We start from the raw sequence: 25,400 nt of genomic DNA, 5'->3' as shown, positions 1-25,400 counted from the left end.
TTATATTTCGATATCCTTATAACGTACTTTTGTGAGATATAAGCCACAAGCTGGCACAGACGTCCCGGCGAGGGAACGGTTTTTACTCTCTATAATTTGGCGAATGGACTCCGCTGGCTTTTTCGAATCGTTTCCTATAGAAATCAAAGTCCCCACAATAGCGCGTACCATATTACGTAAAAAGCGGTTGGCGCTTATAAAGAAAACCAACCGATCGTCTGCAATCCATTTCCATTCTGCAATGTAAATATCACAATTATTTGTATGAACTTGCGTATGCGACTTACTGAAACAACTAAAGTCTCTATATTCTTTCATAATCTGAGCTGCTTCATTCATTTTATCGACGTCCGGAAGCTCTCTCAATTGCCATGAAAAGCCATTTAAGAATGGGTTTTTACCAAAATGAACGTGATACTCATAACTTCGCGAAACCGCATCGAAACGAGCATGAAAATCAGGCTCAACAGGAAATAAATCCTTAACTGTGATATCAATAGGAAGTATAGAGTTTAGACTGTTTTTAATTTGAAAAACATCAAGCGTACTGTTAGATTCTTCCAGATCAAAATGTGCAAATAACTGCCTTGCGTGAACCCCTGTATCTGTGCGGCCACAGCCAGTAGTCTTAACTTCCTGCCGTAAAATAGTGGTCAGTGCTTTATCAATTAGCTCCTGTACAGTTACTGCATTATCTTGAATCTGCCATCCGTGGTAATTGGATCCTTTATAAGCAATTTCTATACAGTATCTATGCTGGTCTTTTCTCACTGTAGCAAAGATAAGGATTCTCATACTAGAAATAACGACAACAATTTATTTGTTCACGTAAAACAATTTTGCGACAAGCGCCTTAATCTTATATTTGTATTTTTAAAATAAAATAGCGATGATTCAACGTATTCAAACTGTATGGTTACTTTTAGCAAGCTTAACTGTCTTGCTTCTTTTCTTATTCCCATATTTACAGTATTTCGATAACTTCGGTACGGCAATGGCCGTAAAAATAACTGGGATCTATCAAGGCGTGTCAGACGGAGTTATACAAACGGAATCATTTATATTGCAGACAATTGCAACTGTACTTGTGTCGCTCTTGCCGTTAGTGATTATCTTTTACTTCAGAGATCGAAAAAAACAATTGCAATTATCTTATCTCAATTTTGCCCTCATCATCTTATTAGGAATATGGCTGTATTTTTCGGCTAGTCAAGCAACTGAAGTGGTCAATAAAAAGCTGCACTTGGAAAATATTGGCATAGGGGCCCTTTTAATACCCATCGCGGCAGTCTTCATTTTACTCGCAATTAAAGGTATTCGTAAAGACGAAAAACTGATTAAGTCTGTAGATCGCTTAAGAGGCTAAAAAAAATAGAAAAATTTAACTAAGATTTTAAAAATTATTTTCCTACCTTTGCACCGCCTTAGGCAATTAGGCCTATCGTGTTATTTACATCATGAACCCATTTATTGAACTGGGGATCCGTCATGATATTGTTAATGCCTTAACAGAATTAGGTTTTGAAAAACCTACTCCTATTCAGGAACAGTCCGTTCCCGTTTTACTTGAAGGCAGCAACGACTTTGTCGGATTAGCCCAAACAGGAACCGGAAAGACAGCAGCCTTTGGCCTGCCTCTATTAGAACTACTCGACTTTTCACAAAAACACCCTCAGGCATTGATCCTATGCCCTACTAGGGAACTTTGTTTGCAAATTTCTAACGACTTAAAGAAATATGCGAAAAATCTGAGCAACGTGCACATCGTATCCGTCTATGGCGGTGCCAGCATTAGTGATCAACTTCGTCAAATACGTCGCGGCGTACAGATTGTTGTGGCAACACCAGGAAGAATGTTAGATATTCTTGGAAGAAACGCAATTGATTTCTCAAATGTAAAATACGTTGTCTTAGATGAAGCCGATGAAATGTTAAACATGGGCTTCCAAGAGGACATTAACAATATTTTGTCTACCACTCCGGAAGAGAAAAAAACATGGTTATTTTCTGCGACCATGCCACGTGAAGTGCGTAAAATAGCGAAACAGTATATGACTGATCCGGTTGAATTGACAATGGGGACAGAAAATACAGGAAATGAAAACATCGAGCATGAGTACTATGTCGTACGAGCAGCCGATAAGTTTTCAACCTTTAAACGTATTATAGACTACAACCCGGGAATATTTGGGATTGTATTCTGTCGCACAAAAATTGAAACGCAAGATATTGCCGAAGCTTTGATCAAAGACGGCTACAATGCCAATGCTTTGCACGGAGATTTATCCCAACAACAAAGGGACAAGGTAATGAAGCAATACCGAGACCGTAGCATTCAGCTGTTAATAGCTACCGATGTGGCATCTCGAGGAATCGACGTTAACAATGTAACCCACGTTATTAACTATTCGCTTCCTGACGAGGTAGAAAACTATACACACAGAAGTGGTCGTACTGCCCGTGCTGGAAAATCGGGCGTGTCTATCTCAATCATCAATGTAAAGGAACTAGGAAAAATCAGACAGATAGAGCGAATTATCGGCAAGAAATTTATAAAAGCTGAAGTTCCTAGTGGATTTGAGGTTTGCGAGAAACAATTGTTCGGTATGATTCATAACGTTCAAAACGTAACTGTAAACGAGGAGCAGATAGCTCCTTATGTTCCTCGTATCATGGAAGAGTTTGGAGACCTAAGCAAAGAAGATTTAATAAAGCGCTTTGCATCGGTTGAATTTAACCGCTTCCTAGAATACTACAAGGATGCTAAGGACTTAAATGTTGATACAGATAATGTTCGCATCAATGACAAAAATGACCGATCCGGTCGTTCTAGAAGAAATGGAACTGAATCTGGATATACTCGCCTATTTATTAACCTTGGATCTGTAGATGAATTCAACAGAGGCAGTTTGTTAGGCTTTATTTGCAATAATGGTAAAGTAAGCGGGAAGTCAGTTGGTAAAATTGACCTTAAGGGTGTATATTCTTTCTTCGAGGTTGAGGACAAAATTGTTGACAGCTTATATTCTGGCTTTAAGAATATTGAGTTTAACGGACGCGAAGTACGTATAGAAAATGCCGGCGCCCGACCAAGTGAAGGACGTCGTCGAAACTCAAAGCCAAGAAACGGATTCTCATCAAAGGGATCTTCCCGAGGCGAGGCAAAATCGAGAAATGGCTATGACAGACGGGCGAAAGAGAAACAGGACTCTGGTTTTCGTGACTTCTCAGGAAGAACGAAAAGCGAAATGAAGAAACGTTGGTAAAACGGATAATTATTAAAACAAGAAGCGGGAGTTCAAATAGAATTCCCGCTTCTTGTTTTATAGTAGATAGACCTCAAGGCTCTAATATCCGACAGCTTTATCATCCCCCCGTTGGTCTGCACCGCCTGTCAAGACCCCACTCTCAGAAACCAAAATAGCGTCTACTCGGCCGATAGCACCGCGTTCTTTTATATTATAACCTTTTTGACTCAATCTGCTTCTCAACTCAGGTGTGAACGAAGCTGCTTCGGCATCTACATGGTCTGGTAACCATTGATGATGAAAACGTGGCGCATCAACGGCTTGCTGCATACCCATATTCCAATCAATGACATTCAAGATTGTTTGAAATACTGAAGTCATAATAGTTGAACCTCCTGGAGTTCCGACAACCATAAATAATTTTCCATCTTTTTCTAGAATAGTCGGTGTCATAGAACTTAGCATTCTCTTCCCTGGTTCTATACTGTTGGCTTTTCCACCGATTAAACCAAACATATTAGGCGCACCTGGCTTAACTGAAAAATCATCCATTTCATTATTCAATAAGAATCCCGCACCTTTTACAACAACCTGTGACCCATAGGAACCATTTAGAGTTGTTGTCAACGAAACCGCATTCCCTTCTTTGTCAACAATTGAAAAATGAGTGGTTTCTTCACTTTCAGCTACAGCTCCGACACTACCCGCATGTATTGCGGCACTCGGAGTAGCTTGATCGAAGTTCATATCACTCATACGAATAGCATTGTATTTTAAATTTATCAATTGATTTTGAGGAACTTGATAGAAATCAGGATCGCCTAAATGCTCAGCACGATCTGCGTAAACCCGTCTTTCAGCTTCAATCATTACCTGTACGGTTGAATCACTCTGAAAACCCCAGCGACCAAGCGGAAATGCTTCTACACTGTGAAGCATCTGCAATAAAGCTATTCCACCGCTCGACGGCGGAGGCATTGAGATTACCTTATATCCTCGGTAGGAGCCTATTACGGGCTTACGCCACTGAGCTTCATAGTCTTTTAAGTCTTGTAAACTGATGATACCATTCCCACTTTTCATTTCAGCTACTATTTTATCAGCGGTCTCACCTTCATAAAAACCTTTTCTACCTTGATCTCTGATTAGCTCAAGCGTGTGAGCCAATTCAGGTTGGAGGAAGTTGTCGCCTTCTGACCAATTTTGCTTTGACGTAAATACGGTTCCTTCAGGATTGTATTTTAAAAAGCTTTCTCTCCTCGAATTAATTTCTCGAGCTTGCATAGCTGTGAGAGCAAACCCCTTTCTAGCCAAATCAACTGATGGTTGAAGCAGCTCTTTCCAAGAAAGTTTCCCATATTTTTGATGTGCCTTTACCATTCCATCAACGGAACCCGGCACTCCAGATGCCAACTGACTTCTTAATGATAAATCAACAATTGGCTCACCGTGCATGTCAAGATACATATCGCGGAATGCCTCGCCAGGTGCTTTCTCCCGAAAATCTAAACTAGCTACTTCTCCTCTTGCTGAACGATATACTAAAAAACCTCCACCTCCTAGGTTTCCGGCATTCGGATACACGACAGCCAAAGCAAACTGGACTGCAACAGCTGCATCGACCGCATTACCTCCTTTCTTTAATATAGCCACTCCCACCTCAGAAGCAACCGGATGAGCGGATACCACCATTCCATTTCGATAACCCTTTTCATCTTTAATTTCATCACGCAACTCGCCATTTTTTTCAACCTGCGTTTGCGGTGTTGTTGTATCAGTCGATGGTTTCTTCTGAAAGATTTTGCAACCGCTGCTGAATACCATAAAAGTAACGACAAGCAAGGTGACAGGAATGCGAATATTAAAGTGTTGTTTCATTGAGGTAATTTTTGAATATTTTATTTATTTCTACTTAGGTTAATAATCCCGCTAATAATCGGGCTTCCATTACTGAAGAATGTTTTTCATAAAGAATTGAGTAAACCATACGACAAATCGGCAAGTCCAAGTCATAGCGTTTACTAATTTGATGAACGCACTTGCTGGCGTAATATCCCTCTGCGACCATGTTCATCTCCAGTTGAGCAGAGCGGACCGTATATCCTTTACCTATCATATTCCCAAATGTACGATTTCTGCTAAATTGAGAGTAAGCCGTAACCAACAAATCGCCTAAATAAGCCGACTCTTCTATGTCCCGTTCTATCGGGTGAACAACTTTAAGGAAAGAGGCCATTTCCCGGATAGCATTTGATATCAAAACTGCTTGAAAATTATCTCCAAATCCAACTCCATGGCAGATCCCGCTGGCAATGGCATAAATATTTTTCAATACCGCGGCATATTCTACCCCGTAAACATCGTCTGAAAGTATTGTATTTATATAGTTCGTCGAAAGTAACGACGCGATCAAGCTCGCAGTCTCCGGCGCTTGCGAAGCTAGTGTCAAATAAGATAATTTCTTTTGAGACACCTCTTCTGCATGACAGGGTCCACTAATAACGGCTATGTTATTAACAGGAACATTATACTCAACTTGCAGAAACTCTCCAATGATTTGATTCGTTTCAGGAACAATCCCCTTTATCGCCGAAACAATAATCTTGTTTTCTAGTTCTTCAGCCTTCACGGAACTTAAGGTTTCATTGAGAAAAGCCGCGGGAACGCAGAGAATGACAATAGTTGCTTGTTGAATAATATAGTTAATATCCGTACTTATATTGTTAGGATCGACAGTCACTTCGACAGCGCTAAGGTAATTGGGGTTTCTCCCTTCTTCTATAATCGATTTAATAGTATCCTCATTTCGCATCCACCAGTATAGACTTTTCGACTTACGATTATCTATCAACATTTTCACAATAGCCGTTGCCCAGCTTCCGCCACCTATTACCGCTACTTTATTTTCATTTAACTCCATACAGAACAATAGAAACATTACTCTTAATCCACGAAGTTAATCTTTATCGAAGCAACAAGCAAAATGGGAGCAACAAACAAAGTATCCTTGTTAGCAATTTAATTAAAAAAGAAGCCCTTCCAAGATGTAAGATGCAATGGAGAAATACAAAATCAACCCTGTTACGTCAACTAAAGTAGCCACAAATGGGGTTGATGACGTAGCGGGGTCTGCACCAAAGCGCCTTAGGATAAAAGGCAACATAGAACCTATCAACGACCCCCATGTAACAACGCCAATAAGTGACAAGCTAACGACAATTGCTATAAGAAACCAATGTTCCCCCATATCTCCGAAAGCAGCATGTTGAACATAAATACGCAAAAAACCGAGTGACCCAAGTATTAGTCCTAGCATTAGCCCTGAAATAATTTCCCGTTTCATAACGTTCCACCAATCATTCAAGGTTACATCACTCATAGCCATTGATTGAATAATCAGCGTGGAGGCTTGAGAACCACTATTCCCACCGCTGGACATAATTAGCGGAATAAAAACAGCGAGTATTAGTGCTCCAGCCAACTGAGCCTCATAATGTCCCATCACCGACGCCGTAAAGAGCTGACCAAAAAAGAGTAACACCAGCCACCCGGCACGCTTCTTCACGAGATTGATGATAGACATATCCATATAAGGCTCGTCTAATGCCTGGGTACCCCCTATTCGCTGCATATCTTCCGTATATTCTTCATTCGCCACCCAAAGAATATCATCAACTGTAACAATACCTAACATAATCTGCTGATCATCTGTCACCGGTAACGCTACACGATTGTTCATTCTGAAAACATTGATAGCCTCTTCCTGTGGGTCATTAGCTCTGAGCGAAATTAAACGATTATCCATCAAATCACTGATCAGTACATCAGGTTTGACCAATAAGATTTCACGAATTCTGATATCATCCAATAAAACACCTTTATCATCTATAACGTAAATAACATCAATTGTTTCTGAATTTTTTCCGTATTTCCTGATATGTTCAAGGACCTTTGCAACACTCCACTCCTCTTTTACAGTTATGTAATCTGGTGTCATCAGACGGCCAACACTCTCTTCCGGATAGCCTAATAGTGACAACGCTTCTTTCCGATCCGCCGGAGGCAACAGGATGATTAGTTTCTTTACTGCGTCGCCATGCAACTCACTAAAAAATGAAGTTCTATCATCAGGTGGTAATTCATTTATTAGTTCAGCTATCTTCGGACCCGATAGCTTCTTTACGATTCTTTCCTGAGTCGGAAAGTCTAAGATCCTAAAAACATTAACTGCTCGATTTATACTTAAGGTTGAAATAAAGATATCAGCGTACTCAGGAAGTTCATCTATTAAACCCTCGACATCAGAAATGTTTAGATTATCTAAATATTCATTCAGTTTAACAGGATCTCCTTCAGCAAGTAGCAATTTGACTTGATCTGCTAACATTTCCATCTCATCCATAAGAAGTAATTTAGAGCGTTACATAATTATGAGAATTAAACTCGCACAAAAGTCGCGTTTTTAAAGCAGAACAACGAAAAACGCATTGATTTTTTAACAAATATTATGCATAAAAAAAGGCCAAAGTAGAATTACTCTGGCCTTTTTTTATAAAATCGTTTGTATTTAAACTTTGATCTCTACTTCCACTCCACTTGGTAACTCAAGTTTCATCAAAGCATCTACAGTTTTTGAATTTGAACTGTAAATATCTAACAGTCTTTTATAAGCACATAATTGAAATTGCTCGCGCGCTTTCTTATTTACGTGCGGTGAACGTAAAACCGTGTAAATCTTTTTCTCTGTTGGCAAAGGGATAGGTCCACTTACCACAGCGCCAGTAGGTTTAACAGTTTTGACAATTTTTTCAGCAGACTTATCAACCAAGTTGTAGTCGTACGATTTTAATTTAATTCTAATTCTTTGGCTCATTATTTTTGTTTTTTGTACCGACTGTTAGAGCAATTTGTAACAGTCAGCAGTTAGTATTCTATATTAATCTTCGGAAGATACTTTACCTTTCGACTTAGCGACAACTTCCTCTTGAACGTTTCGCGGTGCAGCTTCATAGTGATCAAATTCCATTGTTGACGTTGCGCGACCAGACGTGATCGTACGTAACTGAGTTACATACCCAAACATTTCTGAAAGCGGTACAAGAGCTTTAATCACTTGAACTCCATTACGACTGTCCATACCTTGCAATTGTCCACGACGACGATTTAAATCACCCATTACATCACCCATGTTCTCTTCTGGGGTTAGAACTTCAATTTTCATGATGGGTTCCATCAAAACAGGAGAACATTTTGGAAGAGCGGCACGGAAGGCTGCACGAGCAGCGATTTCAAAAGACAATGAGTCTGAATCCACAGGGTGGAACGACCCGTCTATTAAACGCACTTTCATATCGCTCACAGGGAAACCTGCTAGCACACCATTCACCATTGAAGACTCAAAACCTTTTTGTACTGAAGGAATGTATTCACGTGGAATAGCACCTCCGACGATTTCATTTTCAAACTGCAATCCGGTTTTACCCTCATCAATTGGAGACACTACAACCTGAATATCAGCAAATTTACCACGACCGCCAGTTTGTTTCTTATAAGTCTCCCGATGTTGAACTGTTCCCGTGATAGCCTCTTTGTAAGCTACCTGAGGAGCACCTTGATTAATTTCAACTTTAAACTCGCGTTTTAAGCGATCTATTAATACATCTAAGTGCAGTTCCCCCATTCCAGAAATAACTGTCTGACCAGTATCATCATCACTCTTCACTTGGAAAGTTGGGTCTTCTTCAGCTAATTTTGCAAGAGCCATACCTAACTTATCAACATCAGCTTGAGTTTTTGGTTCAATGGCCAAACCGATTACTGGATCAGGGAAGTCCATGGACTCTAATACAATCGGATGTTTTTCATCACAAAGAGTATCTCCAGTTTTAATATCTTTAAATCCTACAACTGCAGCGATATCTCCAGCTCCAACATTAGGAATAGCATTTTGCTTATTAGCGTGCATTTGGAAAATACGAGAAATACGCTCTTTATTATCCGAACGCGTATTATACACATATGAACCAGCATCTAGATTACCAGAATATACACGGATGAAGCAAAGACGACCAACAAATGGATCAGTTGCAATCTTAAATGCCAATGCAGAAAAAGGTTCTTTAACATCAGGTTTGCGAGATACTGGAGCTTCAGTTTTAGGGTTAATTCCTTCAATAGCCTCAACATCCAGGGGTGAAGGAAGCAACTCCATCACATAATCCAACATAGTCTGAACACCCTTATTTTTAAAAGAAGAACCGCATACCATCGGTACAATCTTTGCGTCAAGTGTCGCTGCACGAAGAGCATCTAAGATTTCCCGTTCAGTGATTGAATCAGGATCATCAAAGAATTTTTCCATTAAGGTTTCATCATAATCAGCAACAGCTTCTAAAAGTTTTTCTCTCCAAACTGCTGTTTCTTCCAATAACTCATCTGGAATCGGAACCTCAGTAAAGGTCATTCCTTTATCTTCTTCGTTCCAAATTATACCACGGTTATTGATCAGATCGACAACACCTTTGAACGTATCTTCCGACCCAATTGGTAATTGTAAAGGAACCGCATGGCTTCCCAGCATTTCGCGAACTTGACCAACAACTTTCAAAAAGTCAGCTCCGGAGCGATCCATTTTATTAACAAAACCAATCCGAGGAACATTGTAATTATTTGCTAAGCGCCAGTTAGTTTCCGATTGAGGTTCAACGCCATCAACAGCAGAAAATAAGAATACCAACCCATCTAAAACACGAAGAGATCGATTTACCTCTACGGTAAAGTCAACGTGCCCCGGCGTGTCTATAATATTAATATGATATTGATTGTTTCTGTATTTCCAGCCCACGGTTACAGCCGCTGAGGTAATCGTAATTCCACGCTCCTGCTCTTGCGCCATCCAGTCGGTAGTCGCTGAACCTTCGTGTGTCTCTCCTAGTTTATGGTTAACCCCAGAATAGAAAAGAATACGCTCAGTAGTTGTCGTTTTACCGGCATCAATGTGAGCAGCGATACCAATATTTCTAGTGAATTTTAAGTCTCTTGACATGATCTATTTTTTTCGTTTTTTGTATCAAAAATAACACACCGACAATTTCATTCCTTTGAAGAAAAAACTGTCGGTGTGATAATATCGAACATAAAGTGTTAAGATTAGAATCTGAAATGCGAGAATGCCTTATTGGCTTCAGCCATTTTATGTACGTCTTCTTTTTTCTTAACTGCTGCACCTTCACCTTTAGAAGCAGAGATAATTTCTCCCGCTAATTTTTCATGCATGGTTTTTTCACCTCTTTTACGTGCGTAGTTTATTAACCATTTCATACCCAAAGCAATTTTACGCTCAGGACGTACTTCTGTAGGAACTTGGAAGTTTGCCCCACCAACACGACGGGATTTCACTTCTACAGATGGCATAACATTATTTAAAGCTTTTCTCCAAGCTTCTAAACCGTTCTCACTAGTTTTTTCTTCTACTAATTGAACAGCATCATAAAATATTGAATAAGCGATAGATTTCTTTCCATCGTACATCATATTATTCACAAAACGAGTTACCTGAGCATCATTAAATTTTGGATCAGGCAAAATGATTCGTTTTTTTGGTTTTGACTTTCTCATCTCTAATTTCTCCTAAATTTAATTATTTTTTTGCTGCTGCTTGCCCTGGTTTAGGACGCTTTGTTCCGTACTTAGAACGACGTTGGTTACGACCAGCAACACCGGAAGTATCTAAAGCACCACGAACAATATGATAACGTACTCCAGGAAGGTCTTTCACACGACCACCGCGAATTAATACAATTGAGTGTTCTTGCAAATTGTGTCCTTCTCCTGGAATATAAGCGTTTACTTCTTTTCCATTTGTCAAACGTACACGTGCAACTTTACGCATAGCCGAGTTTGGCTTTTTAGGGGTAGTGGTGTACACACGAGTACATACACCTCTTCGCTGTGGACAGCTGTCCAATGCTGGCGACTTACTCTTGTCAACCAAAGCTACTCTACCTTTTCTTACTAGTTGTTGAATAGTAGGCATTTAGTGTTTTTTAATTTATTTATTCCTATTTACTTTTTAGGATTGCAAAGATATAGCAAATCCCTTTATATATCAAGTATTTATTATTAAAAAGTATTAAACTAATTCGTCGTGCATTTTAAATAGTACTTGATTTCAATTTTACGCAAAGAAAATTTAATCGTTCAATTTGTTTCAAACCAACCAGTTTGCCTTTATCAAAGATTTCTTCACCATGAGTCCGCTTATCAAAGTGCAGAACGATAGAACGGACGATGAGCATGTACAAGATCAACGCAAAAAAGATGAAAAACAAAAATCACCTTCGGGCACCTTGGTAAGACCCTTGTAAAGGGTATTTAGCAATTAATTATCTATTAATTCCCTATTGTTCCCGTATAAATCAACGAAAACAGGGATAAATCAGCAAATAATTCAGTAAAAGTTCACCTATGAATCCGAACAAGGTCTCGAGGGAATTTAAACAAAACACCATGTAAACGAGCATCGCTTCGGAGCATCCTTTGTCCAAGTTTCGTTCGATGTGCCACCCCTGTCTCTCTCCTATGAGTCCCCTATGCGCCCCCTGATTTTCGGTATTTATGGGGAGGACAGGAAAGGAACTGGGGTACTTTGCCGATTTCACCTTCATTATGACTAGGAATAGGATAAATAAAACTGACTTAAAGTCTATAAATAGTTTAAAATAAATTTGATTATTAGAATAACCATCTTATTTTTGGTTTTCTCGTTGACGAATAACGAGCTATATTTACCTAGATTTTAACTTACTAATAATGGAATTTTTACAGAACAATCTAATCTATGCCATACCACTAGTTGGCATAATTGGCCTTATTGTGATGATCACGAAAAGCGCATGGGTCTCAAAACAGGAAGCAGGCGACGAAAATATGCGCACCTTGGCAGGTTACATAGCGGATGGCGCGATGGCTTTTCTGAAAGCTGAATGGAAAGTCCTTTCCTATTTTGTTATTATTGCGGCAATTATTCTAGGTTACTCTGGAACACTCGTTGAGACTTCAAGTTGGGTCATCGCTATTTCATTTGTTATAGGTGCTTTTACTTCGGCTCTTGCGGGTTATATCGGCATGAATATAGCAACAAAAGCCAATGTTCGTACCACGCAAGCTGCACGCACGAGTCTCGCAAAAGCCTTAAAAGTTTCTTTTACTGCTGGAAGTGTCATGGGAATCGGGGTCGTAGGATTGGCCATTCTAGGATTAGGAAGTTTATTCATTGTTTTTTACCAGTTATACGTTATTAATACCGGAGGTTCAGTCAATGGATTAGAAATGGAAAAGGCTCTCGAGGTATTGGCTGGTTTTTCATTGGGTGCCGAATCGATCGCTCTTTTTGCACGTGTAGGTGGTGGTATTTACACAAAAGCCGCCGATGTAGGTGCAGACTTGGTAGGTAAAGTTGAAGCTGGGATTCCAGAAGATGACGTTCGTAACCCCGCAACAATCGCCGACAATGTCGGTGACAACGTTGGTGATGTTGCCGGCATGGGTGCTGACCTTTTTGGTTCGTTTGTCGCAACCTTGTTAGCAACCATGGTTTTGGGACGAGAAATTATTTCTAACGATAGCTTTGACGGCATAGCGCCTATCTTACTGCCAATGGTTATCGCTGGACTGGGGCTGCTTTTTTCCATTATTTCTACATCTCTTGTAAAAATCAAAAACGAAACCAGTAACGTTCAAAATGCCCTCAACCTCGGCAACTGGGCTTCCATTATCCTAACAGCAATCGCGTCTTTCTTTGCTGTCAAATGGATCATGCCAGAAACAATGGTATTAAGAGGCTATGAATTTAGCAATACAGATGTTTTCCTTTCCATTATGGTGGGGCTAATTGTAGGCGCTCTAATGAGTTATGTAACCGAATACTTTACTTCAATGGGTAAACGACCAGTTTTGTCAATTATTAAACAATCGTCAACCGGTCATGCCACCAATATTATAGGTGGTCTCGCTATAGGGATGGAATCTACGGTTATCCCTATTTTGGTTCTTGCTGGTGGGATTTATGGCTCATATCACTTTGCCGGTTTTTATGGTGTTGCGATAGCTGCAGCAGGAATGATGGCTACAACAGCGATGCAGCTAGCAATAGATGCATTTGGCCCTGTTGCAGATAACGCGGGAGGTATTGCAGAGATGAGCCAACTCCCCGATGAAGTGCGGGACCGCACGGACAATCTGGATGCAGTAGGCAACACAACCGCCGCCACAGGTAAAGGGTTCGCCATTGCATCTGCAGCGCTGACTTCGCTTGCATTATTTGCAGCATTTGTTGGGCTTGCTGGTATTGATCAAATTGATATTTACAAAGCAGAAGTCTTAGCTGGCCTCTTTGTCGGAGGTATGATTCCATTTATATTTTCATCATTATGTATTTCGGCCGTGGGCCGTGCCGCCATGGAGATGGTTAAAGAAGTTAGAAGACAGTTCAAAGAAATTCCAGGAATAATGGAATATAAAGCGAAGCCGGAATATCAAAAATGTGTTGCGATCTCTACAAATGCTTCGCTCAAAGAAATGATGTTACCTGGTGCAATCGCGATTCTTGTTCCGGTTATTATAGGATTTATATTCGGACCAGAAGTACTTGGAGGACTTTTAGCAGGTGTTACTGTATCGGGTGTGCTAATGGGAATATTCCAAAATAATGCCGGTGGTGCCTGGGATAATGCCAAGAAATCATTTGAAAAGGGAGTTGAAATCGACGGGCAAGTTCATTACAAAAACTCTGAACCTCATAAGGCATCAGTTACCGGAGACACCGTTGGTGATCCTTTTAAAGACACATCGGGTCCATCTATGAATATATTAATCAAACTTATGTCTATCGTTTCGTTGATCATAGCTCCGCACATCAATGAAGGAAACCATAGCGAAGCAAAGGCCCTCCATAATAAAGTTTCTGAGCCGATAGAGGTTGTAATTACAAATACGGAAATCAACCAATTCGAAAAATTGAATTAAACGTTCTCTCTTTTTTTAAGAAAAACATAAAAAGCGACTTAGGAAAAACCTAGTCGCTTTTTATGTTTTTAATCAAAAATTTGTACGTTTGATCTCATATTCTACATAAACCGAAAAGAGAAACTATTCGAAAAGCATGTTATTTAAAAAATCAATATCACTACTTGTAGATGAAGCAAAAGAAATGGGAGAAGGAACTCTCAAACGAACATTAACAAGCTATCATTTAGTTGCTTTGGGTGTCGGCGCGATCATCGGTGCCGGTTTATTTTCACTCACAGGAATTGTTGCGGCAGAAAATGCAGGACCGGCAGTCACGATATCGTATATCTTAGCTGCATTAGTTTGCGGTCTGGCCGGATTGTGTTACGCAGAATTTGCATCAATGATACCGGTCGCTGGTAGCGCTTATACATACGCCTACGCTACTATGGGTGAGTGGATTGCATGGATTATCGGGTGGGATCTAGTACTTGAATATGCCTTAAGTGCCGCAACAGTCGCTGTAAGCTGGTCACAATACTTCAGTCAGTTCCTCGGAGGCTTTGGCTTGAACATTCCACAGTTTCTCTTGCATGGCCCATGGGAAACCTACGAAACGGCAACAGGGCTCACTGAAACTGGAATTATAAATCTTCCGGCAGTAGTAATAGTCTGTTTGCTATCACTCCTATTAATCAGAGGAACAGCTGAATCTTCATTTGTAAACAACATGTTGGTGGTCATCAAGCTGGCAGTGGTCCTTATTTTTATTTGCCTGGGTTGGTCTTTTATGGATTCAGCAAACCATACTCCCTTTATTCCTACAAACACTGGGGAAGAGCTTTTAAAATCAGGACAAATAGGTTTATTTGATTTCTTTAAAGAGGGGTATTTTGGTGAATATGGAATTACAGGTATTATGCGCGGTGCTGGTGTTGTGTTTTTTGCGTTTATTGGTTTTGATGCCGTTAGTACGGCTGCGCAGGAAGCGAAAAATCCCCAAAAAGACATGCCGATTGGTATTATTGGATCTCTCATTGTATGTACTGTTATATATTTCTTCTTTTCCTTCGTCATGACTGGCTTGGCGAATTACACCGAATTCGAAAACGACGCGAGTCCGGTAACAACAGCTTTCGCTGTAACAGGGTACACGTTCTTAAATCAGTTTTTGATGATCGCGATCTTGACTGGCTACACATCCGTAATCCTCGTCATGCTTTTAGGTCAAAGTCGTGTATTTTACAGTATGAGCAAAGACGGGCTGCTACCAAAACTTTTTTCCGATTTATCGAAGAAACAAACGCCTTGGAAAACTAATTTAATATTTATGATATTTGTAAGTGGTTTTGCAGGTTTTGTTCCAATCTCGGATCTCGGACATATGGTAAGTATTGGAGCATTATTTGCCTTCTCTTTAGTATGTATCGGTATCGTTATATTGAGAAAGACAGATCCAAACGCCTATCGGCCGTTTAGAACACCTTTTGTTCCGGTGATACCAATCTTGGGAGTAATTGTGTGTGTATTATTGATGGGGTCGCTACCAATCGAAAGTTGGGAAAGGCTTGGAATATGGATGACCATTGGTATCATTATTTATTTAATTTATGGGAAGAAACACAGCAAAATCCGAAACGGCAATATTTAAAAAAACTTTCGTATTGCTTACGAATGGAAACAATAGAATAGATTAATAATCAACATATTATATGTATTTTAACTTTAAAGAGATTCTTTCGGTATCAATGATACTATTTGCTATCATCGATATTTTAGGATCGATCCCCATTATAATCGACTTACGACAAAAAGTTGGAAAGATTCAATCGGAAAAAACATGTCTGGTTGCGATGGGGATCATGTTGGCCTTTCTTTTTATCGGAGAGGAGCTGCTCAACATTATTGGAGTAGATGTCGCTTCTTTTGCAATAGCTGGGTCATTAGTAATTTTTTTCATAGCGATGGAAATGGTGCTTGGTATTACAGTTTTTAAAGAAGATAGTCATGAAACAGCCTCCATCATACCTCTAGCCTTTCCTTTAATTGCGGGGGCAGGAACGCTTACCACTCTTCTCTCTTTAAAGGCGGAATTTGCCACACAAAACATTATAATAGGAATTGTTTTGAATTTTATAGTCGTTTACCTAGTATTAAAGAACACCTATCGTCTGGAAAAATTACTTGGAAAGAATGGCTTGAGCGTACTTCGTAAAGCTTTCGGAATAATCCTGTTAGCAATTGCCATTAAGCTATTTCGGTCGAATACAGGTTTTTAAATGATCCGAATCATACGAGCTGCAAATAATGTGTCCGCCCCTTCATCACTACCTTCTAAATAGTCCATTGTTTCTATCTGAAATCCATTTTCAGATAAAAACTGAACATGGTCTTCATTTTCTTCTTGATAAACGGAACAAGTCATGTAGATAATAGGTTTACCTATCTTTACATGCTTGATCACACCAAGTAAAATCTGCCGTTGCAATTGACTATAATATTTAAGTTTTTCGAGAGTAAATGACGACATTTGTTCGGGAGATCTTCCCCATGTACCAGATCCTGAGCACGGAGCATCAATAATAATACCGTCGAACTTTTCATCACCTATGCTGGCTTTTGCACCTTTCGTTAGGTCGATAACCTTCTTTCGATAGGGAATTCTAATTCCCGCTTTGTCAAATCGCTCATCAAGATTGCGAAGAATACTGACCCGTATGTCCGAAACAAGTAATCGAATAGTCGGGTTCTTCTCGATTAATAAAAGTGCCTTTCCTCCTGATGCGGCACATGCATCCCACCAGCTATCTCCGTCTTCCGGACGAAAAAAATCGATCGTTCGCTGAGAGCTTAGATCTTGTACCTCGTAATGTCCTGCTATTTCCTTAATTTTATCGAGCTGACTATCTGCTTCTAGTTGGAGAGTCAAAGGTCCAAGTCTCGTAAATTCAATATTATTTTCTGATATCAAGTCCATCACATATCGCTCACTTCCCAATTTCATTCTGATAAATAAGCGACGTTGATCAAAATGACTGACCAAAAAATCATCTACATTAATCTTATCTGAAATCATCTCAGGTAAAGGAAAACATTGACTCGGAGTAAAGTCATATGAACTTTTCAGATGTTGAAGTTTTTGCTCTATCGGTTTTCCAATAGTAGATAACAATGACGGCTCGAGCAACTCGACAAAATCACTGGAATTTGTGCACAGATACTCGGCAATAGCCAACTTAGCTTCCAACTCGTAATCAGGAAAAGCCACACCAAGTCTAAAATAGTTAAAAACTAGCCGTCGGGCAATTTTTCGATCCTTAGACCCCATTTGCTTATTCCTTCTAAAGTAATTACTTAAGAAGCGAGAGAGAGGAATATCGAAGCTATATTGGTCGAGAATATTTTTAAAAGTACTTATTTGTTGGCGTAGGCGCTTTACATTCATTATTCAGCTTATTCAGAGTCTAATTAACCGGTACATATTTGTACCCATTAAACTCTAATATACGCACGAAAGTATTCACATAACCCCAAGCTGAGTTCCTTTCGAAACGATAGTCTGTTTGGACACCCGCATAGGTTTCTTCTGTCAAATGTTGCGGATAGTCTTTACCGTATTTAGCCAACATGTACCCAAAGAAAAAACCAGTATCAAAACCCTTGTAGGCGTATTCGGTTGGCTCGATTTTAAATTCGTCTCTATATTTTCGTTGAAAATCTCTTACAGTCGACTTATCAGCATTTACATAAAATGAGGTGGAAATTTTCGTGTTCAATAACTCCAAGTTAAAGGTATCGAATGAACCACGACTCCAATTTGGATGTCCAAATAAATCGATCTTAACATCCAATTCATCCTTTAGATCTACAAGGCCAGTTAAAATACTGTTTACTGCATATTTATTCGTGGAGCCTACGACTATAATATTGTTACCTACCAAATTAAGAATATCACGAACCTTATTTACATCATTAACTTCCGTAAACTGGATACCCTTTTCTCCAAAGCTTCTTTTTAACGGTGTCAAAAATTCAACACTTTCTTCATCAGCTTTATTAATCAAAATCACCTGATCATCACGACGATGAATCTTTTCAATATAGTCTGCTATACCGAAGCTATGTAAATCTATGGGAGCTATCAGACTTACCAAATTTGGATGCATGAACTGCGATGGTTTTGACGCCGCCAACGGTGAAACCTGCAGGGCGTGACCCGCTTTCGATGAGCTAGAGAAAACTTCTATTTCTTGAGGGAATATGGGTCCGACAATTAAGTCGGCAGACTGCACTTCGGGACTCACCGCCATACGTCTATTCTCTACCGCATTATCACGTGAATCCAATACTGTTAGTTTAAAATTATTCCCTCGCTGAGTAAGATTATCCATAGCAAGTTTAAACCCTTGGTAGAAATCTAAAGGGACAGATACTCGCTTCACGTCCTCCCGACTAGGTTCTCCCGCTATACGATTTAGTTGAAACGGAAGTAACAGAACTACGGAGTTAACAGTAGGTTCAACCGGGGTTTCTTCTTTTTCGACTTCTTTCGGCTCTTCGGGTTCAATGGGCTCTTCTTTCGGCTCCGTTTTTACCGGAGGTGCAGTTGGTCTAAAAATAGAACAACTACTTAAGAACACCAATACCATCAGAACTATTAGAACCCTACTCCCACTCAATTGTCGCTGGTGGCTTTGAACTGATGTCATAAACAACTCTGTTGATTCCTTTGACATGGTTAATTATTTCATTAGATATTTTCGATAGTAGCTCATAAGGTAAGTGAATCCAATCTGCTGTCATTCCATCCGTAGAGCCTACTGCACGTAAACAGATAACATGTTCATATGTTCTTTCGTCCCCCATCACCCCAACCGACTGAACCGGTAGAAAAATCGCACCCGCCTGCCATACCTTGTCATACCATCCTGCTTCTCTCAAATTACGGATATAAATTGCGTCGGCTTCCTGTAAAATTCTTACTTTCTCCGCAGTTATATCTCCCAATATGCGAATCGCCAACCCCGGACCCGGAAAAGGATGTCTACCCAAAATAGCAGGATCCATCTCCAATGCCTTTCCGACCCTCCTTACCTCGTCTTTAAATAAAGTCTTCAATGGCTCAACCACTTTTAATTTCATAAAATCAGGTAGTCCACCCACATTATGATGAGACTTGATCGTTGCCGAAGGTCCATTAACAGATATCGATTCGATCACGTCCGGATATATTGTTCCTTGTCCTAACCATTTTACGGTATCACCCGCTGGCAATTGATTTTCTATCTCATGAGCTGCATCGTCAAACACTTCAATAAATATGCCGCCGATGATTTTTCTTTTTCTTTCAGGGTCCTTAACCCCCTCCAATTGTTTGTAAAACCTTGCCTTCGCATCAACACCTTTGATGTTTAAACCCATATGTTTATATGAGTCCAGCACTTGTTCAAACTCATTTTTCCTTAACAGTCCATTATCGACAAACACACAATGTAAACGATCACCAATTGCCTGATGTAATAATATAGCTGCAACTGATGAGTCTACACCGCCTGAAAGAGCAAGAATCACATGGTCATTACCAATTTCTTTCTTTAAACTGTCAATTGTATTTTCAACAAAAGCGTCCGGCGTCCAATCTTGACTACAGTGACATATATCAACTAAGAAATTTTCCAACAATACTTTTCCGTCAGCACTATGTGTTACTTCAGGATGAAACTGGATACCGTAGGTTTGTGTTCCTTCAATCTGATATGCAGCCACACGTACATGATCAGTACTAGCTAAAACCTGAAAATTAGTTGGAACTTTAGAGATCGTATCTCCGTGTGACATCCATACTACTGAGTCCTTTTGGATGTTTTTAAATAAAGGATTGTTATCAGCGATATATTGCAAACTAGCTCTTCCGTATTCTCTAATCTCAGACGGAGCAACAGTACCTCCAGATTGATTGGCAATGTATTGAGCACCATAGCAAACACCAAGCAGAGGTAAGGATCCATGTATTGCAGAATAATCAAATACAGGCGCATCATCCTGATGAACGGAATAGGGACTTCCAGATAATATAACACCTTTTACATCAGAACCTATTTCAGGCGGATTATTAAACGGATGGATTTCACAATAAACGTTTAGTTCCCTTACTCTACGAGCAATTAATTGGGTATATTGTGACCCAAAGTCCAGGATGATAATCTTTTCTTGCATGGGCTCAAAGTTAGGAATTCCAATTGATTCACTTACCATGTCAAGACAATTTTTCCAAAATGTTGCCCGTTCTCAAGATATCGATGTGCATCACCAACGTTTTCATACGAAAACGTACGATCTATCACCGGCACGAACTGACCTTGTTCAATTTTCGGCCATAGATACTTCTCCACCTCACGGCACAGAGAACCTTTGAATTCAATAGTTCGACTGCGCAGGGTGCTGCCCGAGATAGTTAGTCTTTTCTTCATCACTTCCATAATATTCAGTTCAACCTTTGCTCCCTCCATCGCGTTGATATAGATTAATCTACCTTCGGTATTAAGTAAGCGAATATTTTTTGCAAAGTAACTCCCTCCGATCATATCTAAAATAATGTCAATCGTTTTATCCTGTAAAACTTTTTCAAAGTCCTTTTGCTGATAATTGATGGCCTCTGTAGCGCCCAAATTAACACAGGCATTGCATTTTTCGTCAGACCCGGCTGTAACGTATACCTGTTTCCCAAAAATCCGTGCTAGCTGGATTGCTGTTATACCAATCCCACCACTTCCGCCATGAACCAAAATCGACTCATCCTTCGAGAGACCGCCTCGCTGAAATACATTATGCCACACGGTTAAAACTGTTTCCGGCAAAGACGCCGCCTCGGTAAAAGAAAGATTTGATGGCTTTATCATACACAAACGTTCGTCGACACACACCGTATCCGAATATCCGCCACCACTAAGTATAGCACATACATCATCGCCAATATTCAAACGACTCACGTGGCTACCAGTGGCAGTAACGGTCCCACTCACCTCCAAACCAGGAATATTTTGCACAGTTCCAGCAGGTGCATTATAATTGCCACGTCGTTGAAATATGTCCGGTCGATTAATTCCCGAAGCTTTCACCCTAATTAGTACTTCGTGAGGCCGACAAGTTGGAGGATCAAGCTCAGTAACATAGAGGACGCTTGCCTCGCCTGGCGAATCATATTGTATCGCTTTCATATTATTTAAGATCTGGAAATTTTTGTAAACGGAAATTTAAGGACACTAAAAAATAACGCCCAAGTCGATTATTACGAGTTTGGTAAGTTTCATTGCCATATACATCATGACTTACGCCCGTATTTTGGTTAAATAGATCATAAGCTTGTATACGTAACGCCCCACGATTATTTTTCAGAAAAGTTCTTTCAAAATATGCGTTCAAGATAGTAGGATTTGCATTGACAAAGTCGCTATAGCCATTATTCACCCGTTGCGATATATCAAAACTAAAGGCCCAATTCCCAAAATAGGTCTTGCCACCCATACCAAACATCCACGTACTGGCAACATGATCCTGTAAGGATGCCAAAGAGTTAGCCGTATGATTCAGTGTATAAGACCCTCTGACATCCAAATCTAACCAGTCTTCTTGCATCAATGAAGTTTGCAAGCCTTGCGTATATACCAAGTAACGACCTTTATTCTTCTGATAGTTAATAAACGATATATTATTAGTGTAGATAGCCGACCCACTAAGATTGATATTCAATACCTCCTCAATTAACGAGAGGGAATAAAGATAATACGCATTGGCATCAAAATATCCGGAGGTGTTTTGAAAGCTGGTCCATTGTTTTGTAGTATTTGGAACGGACACACGGTTAACAACGATTTTATCTTTAATATTCTGAAAAGTAAAATTACTAAAAAACGAATTGCCCGATTTCAAATCAAAACTACGATACTGCAAACTTATTTGATTAATAAATTCGCTCTTCAATAAGGGATTTCCAAACACAATATTCTGAGAGTTTGTCCGGTCCTGAATAGGTTGTATCTGCGAAAAATCAGGTTGATTATTTTTCCCCTGGTAGTATATCGAAAAATTACTAAACTTATTTATCCTATATGCCACTCGTAGACTGGGAATCAGGTTCATATCATATCGATTCGTCGCAGTGTCCCTGTGCGCATGCCCTCGTAATATTGTGGGTTGCAGTCCGAAACCGATAGTATATGTAGTTTGATCATCATTATATTGGAAATTAAATCCCACGCGATCAATCTGATACTGATATTCATAATTTAGTCTTGTAGAGTCAGAAACCGGCAAAGTCGAACCATAGTTACCAATGTTGATTGTCTTTCTACTGTTATTATAGGAGGCATACGTGTGTTCAAAATTTAATTCGATGATGCTTCTGTCCCCAATTGGCTCGATAAATGAACCTTGTAAGGAAAAATTCTTCACGTCACGATCGTTAAACAAAGATTGGCTATAACGCTCAACCCTTCGTAACGGATCGGTATAACTCGAATCAATATGAATATTAGATTCACTTACGCTGTTCTCTTTGTCATCTTCACTCAAATCACCGTGTATTGTCATACCAAAACGCCTCCCTTCCTTTTTAAAACGATGATTAAAAAACACATCCAGGTCACCCCGTGGCGAAAAGGACTCATCGGCACTCCAAATTTGCCTTGACGTTGTTAAAAAACCACTTTCAATAAGGCTAGCTCCATCCGAATCCCCATTGCTCATCTGATATGATAAATTAGGACTTACCTTCAGGTAAGTGCGATCCGACAATTTTGACTCTACATTCCAGACCAATGTATGCCTGTCATTAACTGAGTTTAAGTCTCGTGTTTCTTCACTAACAATGGCGCCACTCTGAAAATTACTCGTAATATCCGTACTTCCTTTAGTCTCATTTGCCCGATTTACAAAAACGTAACCACCGTACATTGTGATTTTCTCAGAAAGTGTATTCCGAAAATTTAACCCGACTGAATTCGTTTTATTAATCCCATCATCTGTCTCGATCATACTACTCAGATCAGAACTAGTACTTTCACGCCCTCCAGCACCCGTGACATCACCAAAACTAAATAAACTTGAATTCGTATTATTAACCGATCCCAGTACCGACAACTGCCTTTCGTTATCGAAACTGTTGGCCGAAACACTTCCCAAGTATCGATGATCTGTGCCCAGCCCTGTAGTCACTTGCCCAAACATACCGCGGTTACGGTCTTCCTTGATCGTAATATTGATGATCTTTTCGGGAGAAGAACCTTTTATTCCAGTAAAATTGGCCTGGTCTCCATAATCATCGATTACTTGTATATTTTCAACTATCTCGGCCGGCAAATTTCGTGTAGCAGTCAATACATCCCCTCCGAAAAAATCTTTGTTATTCACCTTTACTCTCGAAACGGGGACCCCGTGCGCTACCACTTTTCCTGATCTTTTAACCTCAACTCCTTGTAGTTTCTTTAAAAGCTCTTCTAATAAGGCCCCTTCTCCAAATTGGTAAGCTGCAGCATTGTATTGCACCGTATCTCCTTTAATTTCAATCGGTACTGCGAACACCACTACCTCCTTAAGGATATTGCGCTGAGGCTTTAAAATCACTGTTATTAACTGATTGCTAAGATATAGCGGATTTACACGATAAAAATTATCTTGGAGTTGAAAACCTAGTAAACTAAAAACCAAACGAAAATCAGCAGACCTTACTTCTTCAAAATAAAACTTGCCACTCGCATCAGTTGTCGTTGACAATGTATCAGAAGCAGATATTAATCGAACGTTGACTCCTTCCAAATTTACGTTTGATGTGTCCTGAACAGTTCCACTAACTGACCTTGTTTGCTGCCCATAGGTCAGAAACGATAATAGGATCAATAAGAAACATAAACCAAAGCGCATAAACGGCAACAAGATTAAGTCAAGATCTTATCATAGAATAGTATTTGTGAGCTTAGTAGAATTCGTCGAAATATAGAACTTTCTTTGTTCTAATACAAAAGAAAAGGGTCGCCATTTTGAAATGGCGACCCTTTTCTCTGTAAATTATTGAGACTTACTCTTCTAAATAAGCAACCTTCTGAACGTGTTTGTCAATTTCCCAACGTCCGGTACCCTCTTCCCCAATTACATCAAACATCTCAAGTATCCGCCGTGCCACGTATTCTTCCTCTATCTGCTCCTCTAAGAACCATTGCAAAAACTGGAATGTCACATAGTCTTTTACTTTCATACATTTATCAGCAATATTGTTCAATTGCTGCGTCACATGCATTTCCTGTTCTAAAGCCGACTCAAATACTGATCGGAATGATTCAAAGTCTTTTGGGATGTTTTTAATCTCTGGAGAAATGGCTCTACCTCCACGATCATTTACATATTTAAAGATCTTTAGCATGTGGTTTCTTTCTTCAGCTGATTGCCTTTCGAAAAAACCAGAGCTGAAATCCAATCCCTGATCATCGCACCACGATGACATGGCTAAATAGATTGATGAAGAATGGGCTTCTAATTGAATTTGCTCATTCAGTAAGTTTTCTATATCTTCTCTCAGTGAAGTTTTTAAACGAAGTAGATCTTTCATGGTTTCAATTATTAACAACAACACAACATCGTGTTTGTATAGTGCAAAAATAACAAACAATGAGGTAATTTGTTAACAGTAAACGTTATACAAATTCAATCTAATTAAGCTCGAGAGATTTTTTACGGTTTATTGACTTGCTTGGAGACGTTGGTCAACCAAAGGGCATGTAAGAGGACACTTCAGGCACTCGTGAATCATACTGTTCAGTTGAACCATAAACTTTGCCGCCCGTAACAATTCCTTCAATTGAATAACTTCTAAAATACTTAGAATAAGAAATCGCTTCGTCCTATAAGAATTGACAATGATCGTATCCGACTTGCAGGAGGAATCAGTTAGTATAGCTACGATATCAATCGCATCAATCTCTTTCTTAAACGAGAGAAAGTCCGATACCGTTAAATCGAACCGCTCGCCCCGAAACGTCAAACGATAACAATTTTTACGACTGCATTGACAGAACTCGCCAATATCTGATTTGTATAATTCTTCTAGTTGATTAAACTGGATACACATATAATTCCGCTATCACTGTGCGAATA

At 39.7% G+C, this 25,400-nt stretch carries 21 protein-coding genes; 6 read left to right on the top strand and 15 right to left on the bottom strand.

What is annotated here, in order from left to right; translation table 11 throughout:
- Nucleotides 1–795: a tRNA pseudouridine(38-40) synthase TruA gene (truA, locus tag D3P12_RS06055; RefSeq protein WP_118194138.1), complete on the bottom strand. Its 795-nt coding sequence runs from the start codon at nucleotides 793–795 to the stop codon at nucleotides 1–3.
- Between the two features lie 94 nt (nucleotides 796–889).
- Here truA and D3P12_RS06050 point away from each other — a divergent pair, with 94 nt between their 5' ends.
- Together D3P12_RS06050 and D3P12_RS06045 are read left to right on the top strand one after the other, a co-directional pair.
- Nucleotides 890–1,366 (top strand): DUF4293 domain-containing protein, encoded by a 477-nt coding sequence (locus tag D3P12_RS06050; protein WP_118194137.1) that lies wholly within the window; start codon nucleotides 890–892, stop codon nucleotides 1,364–1,366.
- Between the two features lie 91 nt (nucleotides 1,367–1,457).
- Nucleotides 1,458–3,266: a DEAD/DEAH box helicase gene (locus tag D3P12_RS06045; protein WP_118194136.1), complete on the top strand. Its 1,809-nt coding sequence runs from the start codon at nucleotides 1,458–1,460 to the stop codon at nucleotides 3,264–3,266.
- An 81-nt stretch (nucleotides 3,267–3,347) separates the two neighbouring features.
- Here the strand turns inward: D3P12_RS06045 and ggt are convergent, their stop codons facing one another.
- From ggt to rpsL, 7 genes are all read right to left on the bottom strand, one after another.
- Complete coding sequence (gene ggt, locus D3P12_RS06040; RefSeq protein WP_245977402.1) at nucleotides 3,348–5,126, bottom strand: gamma-glutamyltransferase; 1,779 nt, start codon at nucleotides 5,124–5,126, stop codon at nucleotides 3,348–3,350.
- A gap of 34 nt (nucleotides 5,127–5,160) precedes the next feature.
- Complete coding sequence (locus D3P12_RS06035; protein WP_118194135.1) at nucleotides 5,161–6,168, bottom strand: NAD(P)H-dependent glycerol-3-phosphate dehydrogenase; 1,008 nt, start codon at nucleotides 6,166–6,168, stop codon at nucleotides 5,161–5,163.
- Nucleotides 6,169–6,270: 102 nt separating this feature from the next.
- Nucleotides 6,271–7,650 carry a magnesium transporter gene (gene mgtE / locus D3P12_RS06030; RefSeq protein WP_118194134.1) on the bottom strand — a complete coding sequence of 460 codons (1,380 nt, stop codon included), beginning with the start codon at nucleotides 7,648–7,650 and terminating at the stop codon, nucleotides 6,271–6,273.
- Nucleotides 7,651–7,815: 165 nt separating this feature from the next.
- Entirely contained in the window at nucleotides 7,816–8,121 is a 306-nt protein-coding gene (gene rpsJ, locus D3P12_RS06025; protein ID WP_002993539.1) for a 30S ribosomal protein S10, read from the bottom strand.
- Nucleotides 8,122–8,184: 63 nt separating this feature from the next.
- Entirely contained in the window at nucleotides 8,185–10,293 is a 2,109-nt protein-coding gene (fusA, locus tag D3P12_RS06020; protein WP_118194133.1) for an elongation factor G, read from the bottom strand.
- Nucleotides 10,294–10,397: 104 nt separating this feature from the next.
- A complete protein-coding gene (gene rpsG / locus D3P12_RS06015; protein WP_118194132.1) occupies nucleotides 10,398–10,865 on the bottom strand; it encodes a 30S ribosomal protein S7 in 468 nt (155 codons plus the stop codon).
- Nucleotides 10,866–10,887: 22 nt separating this feature from the next.
- A complete protein-coding gene (gene rpsL, locus D3P12_RS06010; protein WP_118194131.1) occupies nucleotides 10,888–11,283 on the bottom strand; it encodes a 30S ribosomal protein S12 in 396 nt (131 codons plus the stop codon).
- Nucleotides 11,284–11,452: 169 nt separating this feature from the next.
- On the opposite strand from rpsL, the gene D3P12_RS15315 reads away from it, so the two are divergent.
- The 4 genes from D3P12_RS15315 (at nucleotide 11,453) to D3P12_RS05990 (ending at nucleotide 16,534) form a co-directional block, all read left to right on the top strand.
- Nucleotides 11,453–11,614, top strand: a complete 162-nt coding sequence (locus D3P12_RS15315) for a hypothetical protein (protein WP_157970264.1) — start codon at nucleotides 11,453–11,455, stop codon at nucleotides 11,612–11,614.
- A gap of 445 nt (nucleotides 11,615–12,059) precedes the next feature.
- Complete coding sequence (locus tag D3P12_RS06000) at nucleotides 12,060–14,273, top strand: sodium-translocating pyrophosphatase (RefSeq protein WP_118194129.1); 2,214 nt, start codon at nucleotides 12,060–12,062, stop codon at nucleotides 14,271–14,273.
- A gap of 136 nt (nucleotides 14,274–14,409) precedes the next feature.
- On the top strand, nucleotides 14,410–15,906 hold the full coding sequence (locus D3P12_RS05995) for an amino acid permease (RefSeq protein ID WP_118194128.1): 1,497 nt from the start codon (nucleotides 14,410–14,412) through the stop codon (nucleotides 15,904–15,906).
- Between the two features lie 61 nt (nucleotides 15,907–15,967).
- Entirely contained in the window at nucleotides 15,968–16,534 is a 567-nt protein-coding gene (locus tag D3P12_RS05990) for a MarC family protein (protein WP_118194127.1), read from the top strand.
- On the opposite strand, the gene D3P12_RS05985 is transcribed toward D3P12_RS05990, so the two are convergent.
- The 7 genes from D3P12_RS05985 to D3P12_RS15435 all read right to left on the bottom strand — a co-directional run bounded on the left by D3P12_RS05985 (nucleotide 16,531) and on the right by D3P12_RS15435 (nucleotide 25,374).
- The gene (locus tag D3P12_RS05985) at nucleotides 16,531–17,700 is read right to left on the bottom strand and encodes an RsmB/NOP family class I SAM-dependent RNA methyltransferase (protein WP_118194126.1); all 1,170 of its coding nucleotides are present in this window, start codon (nucleotides 17,698–17,700) and stop codon (nucleotides 16,531–16,533) included. The genes D3P12_RS05990 and D3P12_RS05985 overlap by 4 nt on opposite strands.
- A 19-nt stretch (nucleotides 17,701–17,719) precedes the next feature.
- Complete coding sequence (locus D3P12_RS05980; protein WP_157970263.1) at nucleotides 17,720–18,964, bottom strand: type 1 periplasmic-binding domain-containing protein; 1,245 nt, start codon at nucleotides 18,962–18,964, stop codon at nucleotides 17,720–17,722.
- Nucleotides 18,921–20,471, bottom strand: coding sequence for a glutamine-hydrolyzing GMP synthase (guaA, locus tag D3P12_RS05975; protein ID WP_118196996.1), 1,551 nt, complete (start codon nucleotides 20,469–20,471; stop codon nucleotides 18,921–18,923). The genes D3P12_RS05980 and guaA overlap by 44 nt, the downstream gene beginning before the upstream one ends.
- Nucleotides 20,472–20,503: 32 nt before the next feature.
- Complete coding sequence (locus D3P12_RS05970; protein ID WP_118194124.1) at nucleotides 20,504–21,472, bottom strand: NAD(P)H-quinone oxidoreductase; 969 nt, start codon at nucleotides 21,470–21,472, stop codon at nucleotides 20,504–20,506.
- A 1-nt stretch (nucleotide 21,473) separates the two neighbouring features.
- Entirely contained in the window at nucleotides 21,474–24,173 is a 2,700-nt protein-coding gene (locus tag D3P12_RS05965; RefSeq protein ID WP_118194123.1) for a TonB-dependent receptor, read from the bottom strand.
- Between the two features lie 154 nt (nucleotides 24,174–24,327).
- Complete coding sequence (locus D3P12_RS05960) at nucleotides 24,328–24,855, bottom strand: ferritin (protein WP_118196995.1); 528 nt, start codon at nucleotides 24,853–24,855, stop codon at nucleotides 24,328–24,330.
- 129 nt (nucleotides 24,856–24,984) lie between these two features.
- Nucleotides 24,985–25,374 carry a DUF6686 family protein gene (locus tag D3P12_RS15435; RefSeq protein ID WP_118194122.1) on the bottom strand — a complete coding sequence of 130 codons (390 nt, stop codon included), beginning with the start codon at nucleotides 25,372–25,374 and terminating at the stop codon, nucleotides 24,985–24,987.
- Nucleotides 25,375–25,400 lie beyond the last annotated feature (26 nt).

Origin of the sequence: Pedobacter indicus (assembly GCF_003449035.1) — a bacterium.
Lineage (GTDB): Bacteria > Bacteroidota > Bacteroidia > Sphingobacteriales > Sphingobacteriaceae > Albibacterium > Albibacterium indicum.
This window is presented reverse-complemented; position numbering and strand designations above follow the sequence as displayed.